The sequence below is a fragment of the Sneathiella chinensis genome (assembly GCF_012720115.1).
In the GTDB taxonomy this organism is placed as follows: domain Bacteria; phylum Pseudomonadota; class Alphaproteobacteria; order Sneathiellales; family Sneathiellaceae; genus Sneathiella; species Sneathiella chinensis.
Genome location: NZ_VNWN01000018.1, coordinates 1 through 582, shown reverse-complemented (window position 1 = coordinate 582; position 582 = coordinate 1). Strand labels below are relative to the sequence as shown.

Genomic DNA, 582 nt, shown 5'->3' with positions numbered 1-582 from the left:
CGGGATGCCCCATACCCACGGGCCGACCTTCTTCAATCGGGCCGGACTGGCCTTTTATGAGCAGATCGAAAACCGCCTTGATGGCGACCGGACCCGAACCAATAGCGGCACACTGGCCATGGCGTCAGACGGCACCGACAGTTGGTCCCACAGTCTGGCCGAAGCCGTGCAGGCCGCCGAAACCGGGCTGGACCGCAACAAGGCGGTCTGGGTGCGCGGCTATGGCGGTTTTGGTGATGTATCCGGCACCGCCAATGCGGAAGGCACCGATTACCGCTATGGCGGGGTGAGTGCAGGTGCGGATCTGCAGGTTCTGCCGGACCTGACGCTGGGCGGGGCCGGGTCCTATACCCGGACGCTGGCGTCATCCTCTGGTGATACCCATGTGGACAGTTACCAACTGGCCGCCTATGGCCGCTGGCAGGCGGGATCGCTGTATCTGGATGGGGTGGCCGGCGGTGGCCTGCACCGGATTGAGGCGGACCGCAACGTCACTGTCGGCGCCACGCGAGAAACCGCCCGGGCCGATTATGGGGCGCTTGATCTCTCCTCCGATCTGGAAGTGGGCTATGGCCTTGGGCT

At 64.9% G+C, this 582-nt stretch carries 1 protein-coding gene; it reads left to right on the top strand.

The features are described 5' to 3' along the window. Window positions 1–582 (top strand): autotransporter outer membrane beta-barrel domain-containing protein (locus FQB27_RS16965; RefSeq protein ID WP_169562189.1); only part of this gene is annotated, 582 nt, incomplete at both ends.